Genomic DNA, 4,110 nt, shown 5'->3' with positions numbered 1-4,110 from the left:
GTCATTGCGAGGACTCGCCCGCCCGAGCCGGAGTCCGTGACGCCGGTATACCCGCTCGCGGCCAAGCCGGAAGCCATCATTCCGGCAGTGTCCCTACGCCAGGACAGTTCCGCCAGGCAACCGGCTGACGTCAAGTCCGAGCCGGCCACCGCGCCAACGATACAGGTGGCGATAGGCCGCATCGAAATCCGCGCCACCCAAATCAGCGACAAAGCCGCCGCCAAGCCGCGCACGACCGCCGCGACATTGAGTCTGGACGATTATCTGAAGCAGCGCGACGGAGGCCGGTCATGAGCAATTCGCTGGCTATTGCCACCGTGACCGCCGCGTTGGCGGCACTGATTCAAAATGCCGCGCAACAGGCCGTCAGCGGCGCCGAAGTGGTGCTTGGCAGGCCGCAAGCCACGCCGCCGGCCAATGCCTTGCGCTGGGTTCAGCTGTGTTTGTATCAGGTGACGCCTAATCCGGCCTTGCGCAACGCCGATTTGCCGACCCGCGATCCGGGCGGACGAATTAGCCAACGCCCGCAAATCGCGTTGGATTTGCATTATTTATTGGCGTTTTACGGCGACGAAACCGCCTTCGAAGCGCAGCGCATGCTGGGCGCGGTGGCTCGCGACTTGCACGCCCACCCGGCCTTGACCCGCCAAGCGCTGCGTAACGCCGCCCTCAGTCATGCCCCGCTGAACGACTCCAACCTGGACCAGGCGCCGGAACTGGTTCGGCTGACGCCGTTGCCGTTGAATCTCGACGAATTGTCCAAACTATGGTCGGTGTTCTTCCAAACGCCCTATGCCCTGTCTATCGCCTACCGCGCCAGCGTGGTGCTGATCGAGTCCGACGATGCCGTCAATCCGGCACCGCCGGTATTACAGCGGGGGCGCGATGACCGTGGCGTCGAGACCTTATTGGGCCGGTTTCCGCGCCTGGACGCGATCCGGATCGGTTTTGCCGGCAACCGCGACCAGCCGTTGCCGTCCTTGCCCAATGCCTGGCCGGGTTTGGTGTTGACCTTCAGCGGCCAGAATTTGCAGGGCGACAGCGTGACGTTGCGCTTTAAGCATCCGCGTCTGGGGATTCGCGAAGTCGCGATCCCGGAAGCCGACCGCGATGCCACCAGCCTGCGCTTTACGTTGCCCGCCGATGCGGCGGCGCAAACCGATTGGGCAGCGGGGCTATACGAAGTCACCGCCATCGTCGGCCGCGACGGCAGCGAGCGCACCACCAACCGCTTGAGTCTGGCGTTGGCGATTCGCATCGACAGCATTGCGCCGGCCAATCCTGTGCCGCGAGTCGGCGGCGACGTGACGCTGACGATCGCCGCGACGCCGCAAGTCTTGACCGAACAAGCGCCGCTGTTATTGCTCGGCGAGCGCGAAGTCGCCGCGCAGCCGCGCATCAATCCGAGCGATCCGTTGGTGTTTATCGTAGAAAACGCCGCGCCGCTCGGTTTGCAGCCGGTGTATATCCGCGTTGACGGTGTCGACAGCTTGCCGTTCGCGTTCTTGGACAATCCGCCGCGTTACGCCTTCGCGGACAGCCAACGGGTGACCATCACATGAACGAGCATCAACGCTGGCTGCAAGCCAATAACGATTATCTGGCCGATGCAATCGCTTGGCTGCACCACTTACTGGAGCGGCAAGTCGCGGAACTAAATAATGCCGCGCCCCCGGCCAAGCGTGGCTGGTTCAAATGCCGGGAGCCAGAAACGACGCAAGACTCCGACGAGGCTGACACCGCGATCCGTCTGCTCGGTAAAAAACTGGCAGCCGCCGAAACCGCCGATCCGCCGCCGGCCTTGATTATCTTGAGTCGCCAACTGGGTTTGGACCGCTTCGAACAACAGATTTTGCTGCTGTGCGCGGCGATCGAGCTGGACGGCAAAACCGCCGCGCTGTGCGCCAAGGCCCAGGATCACCCGCATAAGCCCTATCCGACCTTCGCGTTGGCGCTGCGTCTTTTCGAACAACCCAACTGGCAGGCCTTGTCCGCCGACCGGCCACTGCGTTACTGGCGTTTGTTGGAGATCAATCAACCGGGCGCCGAACCGCTGACCACTAGCGCATTGCGGGTCGACGAGCGCATCGTCAACTTTCTGGTCGAGCCCAAACACAATATCGACGACCGTTTGTTGCCCTTCGTCGTGCCTTTGCTGGGCGGCGGCACTGCCGCGCTGGCGCCGTCGCAACGGACAGTCGTCGCCGAAATCTCAGCGTATTTGAAAAGCCGGGCCGATGCCAGCCAAGCCGTGCTGGTGCAGTTGGTTGGTCCATCGACCGAAACCAAGGCTGAAGTGGTACGGTTGGCCTTGGCCGAATTGGGCTTAAGCGGTATCGGCTTGACTCTGGAAAATCTGCCGAGCCAAACCGCCGACCTGGAAAATCTGCTGCGGCTGTGGGAGCGCGAGCGCTTGTTGCTGCCGGTGGCTTTGTATCTGGACGCCGGCCATGCCGAAGAGCCGGCGCACGCGGCGCTGTTGCGGCGTTGGGTCGGCGCTTGCCGGGGCGTCTTGATTTTGGGCGTCCGCGATCCGCAACCGGAATTCGCCGGTTTGATGGTCGAGCTCGCCAAACCCAGCGCCGAGGAACAGCAAAGTGCCTGGCGCGATGCCTTGGGCGACGATGCCGCCGATTTGGCCGCGCAACTGGCCGGCCAGTTCAGTCTGGAATTGCCGGCGATCCGCGAAATCGCCGATGCAGTGGCCGGCGAGTTGGCGGCTACCGAACGCCGCGATCGGCTCTGGCAAGCCTGTTTGCGCAAAACCAGCCCCAAGCTGGATCAATTGGCGCGGCGCATCGACGTCAAAGCGGCTTGGCCCGACATCGTGTTGCCCAAGGAACCGCTGGCGCTGCTAAACCAGATCGCCGGCCAAATCGAGCGGCGCGGTCTGGTCTACAACGACTGGGGCTTCGTCAATAAAATGAATCGCGGCTTGGGGCTAAGTGTGCTGTTTGCCGGCGAGAGCGGCACCGGCAAGACGATGGCGGCGGAAGTGATCGCCAATGCCTTGCAACTGAATCTGTACCGGATCGACTTGTCGGCGGTGGTCAGCAAATACATCGGCGAAACCGAGAAAAACCTGCGGCGCTTGTTCGATGCCGCCGAGGACGGCGGCGCGATCTTGTTCTTCGACGAAGCCGACGCCTTGTTCGGCAAGCGTAGCGAAGTCAAGGACAGCCACGACCGCTACGCCAACATCGAAATCAATTACTTGCTGCAACGCATGGAAGCCTATCGCGGTCTGGCGATTTTAGCGACCAACATGAAAAGCGCGTTGGATCAGGCTTTCATGCGGCGCTTGCGGTTTATCGTCAATTTTCCGTTTCCCGGCGCCGCCGAGCGCGCCGAAATGTGGCGCAAGGTGTTTCCGCCGCAAACGCCGCTGGCCGAGCTGGATTACCCGCATTTGGCCCGCTTCAATCTGACCGGCGGCAGCATCCACAACGTGGCCTTGAACGCGGCGTTTTTGGCGGCCGCCAGCGATGCCCGGCAAGTGACGATGCCGCTGATTTTCGAGGCGCTACGCGCCGAATTCCGCAAACTGGACAAACCGGTCAACGAAGCCGAGTTTCGGCTGTTGGGTGTGGTCGGGAGCGCGCCGTGAACATTCAATTGCACATCGAACGGCTGGTGTTGGACGGCGTCGATCTGGCCGGTCATCGACGCGACGAATTGCAAGCCGGTTTGACGGCGGAATTGACGCGCTTGCTGAGTGAAGGCGGCTTGGCCGGCCCATTCAGTAACGGGGCGGCCGTGCCGCGTTTGCAGTTGTCCGGCTTGCATTTGGCGGGACGGCAGCCGGCCGGCTGGGGCGAGCAGATCGCGCAAACGGTTTACCGAGGCCTGGGCCGTGAATAAGATGGCGTCCACCGAACGCTTGCCGCCGTTCACCGCGCCGCGGGTCGGATCGGCCAAGCGCGAGCGCGGCAAAAGCGCCGAGGCCCCCACGACGCAATCGACATTGGATTTAGGAGATGCTTCGCGCGGCGCGGCCAACGAAATCAACGATTGCGCCGGCGCGCACCGTTTTTCGGCGATTTCGTTCAGCCCGGCCCGGCCCGGCAGCTGGCAGGCCAAGCTAGCGCTAGGCCAGCCCGGCGATGTGTT

Annotated in this window: 5 protein-coding genes; all 5 read left to right on the top strand. The window is 62.9% G+C overall.

Features of this window, described 5'->3' with window-relative positions:
• Positions 1 to 294: hypothetical protein (locus tag AC3B8H_RS19115; protein WP_488443112.1), on the top strand; the 294-nt coding region annotated here is incomplete at its 5' end.
• Positions 291 to 1,562, top strand: coding sequence for a Pvc16 family protein (locus AC3B8H_RS19110; RefSeq protein ID WP_488443111.1), 1,272 nt, complete (start codon positions 291 to 293; stop codon positions 1,560 to 1,562). The genes AC3B8H_RS19115 and AC3B8H_RS19110, both read left to right, overlap by 4 nt.
• A complete protein-coding gene (locus AC3B8H_RS19105; RefSeq protein WP_488443110.1) occupies positions 1,559 to 3,607 on the top strand; it encodes an ATP-binding protein in 2,049 nt (682 codons plus the stop codon). Before AC3B8H_RS19110 ends, AC3B8H_RS19105 begins: the two co-directional genes overlap by 4 nt.
• A complete protein-coding gene (locus AC3B8H_RS19100) occupies positions 3,604 to 3,861 on the top strand; it encodes a hypothetical protein (protein ID WP_488443109.1) in 258 nt (85 codons plus the stop codon). Before AC3B8H_RS19105 ends, AC3B8H_RS19100 begins: the two co-directional genes overlap by 4 nt.
• On the top strand, positions 3,854 to 4,110 hold a 257-nt coding region (locus AC3B8H_RS19095; protein ID WP_488443108.1), incomplete at its 3' end, for a hypothetical protein. The genes AC3B8H_RS19100 and AC3B8H_RS19095, both read left to right, overlap by 8 nt.

This window comes from Methylomonas sp. BG-2 (assembly GCF_057766305.1).
Note: the sequence above shows the minus strand (reverse complement) of the source record. Positions and strands in the feature narration are given on the sequence as shown.

Bases quoted from the DNA above. Each gene is read 5' to 3' on its own strand.
- AC3B8H_RS19110 (WP_488443111.1), top strand. From the start codon at position 291: ATGAGCAATTCGCTGGCTATTGCCACCGTGACCGCCGCGTTGGCGGCA.
- AC3B8H_RS19105 (WP_488443110.1), top strand. From the start codon at position 1,559: ATGAACGAGCATCAACGCTGGCTGCAAGCCAATAACGATTATCTGGCC.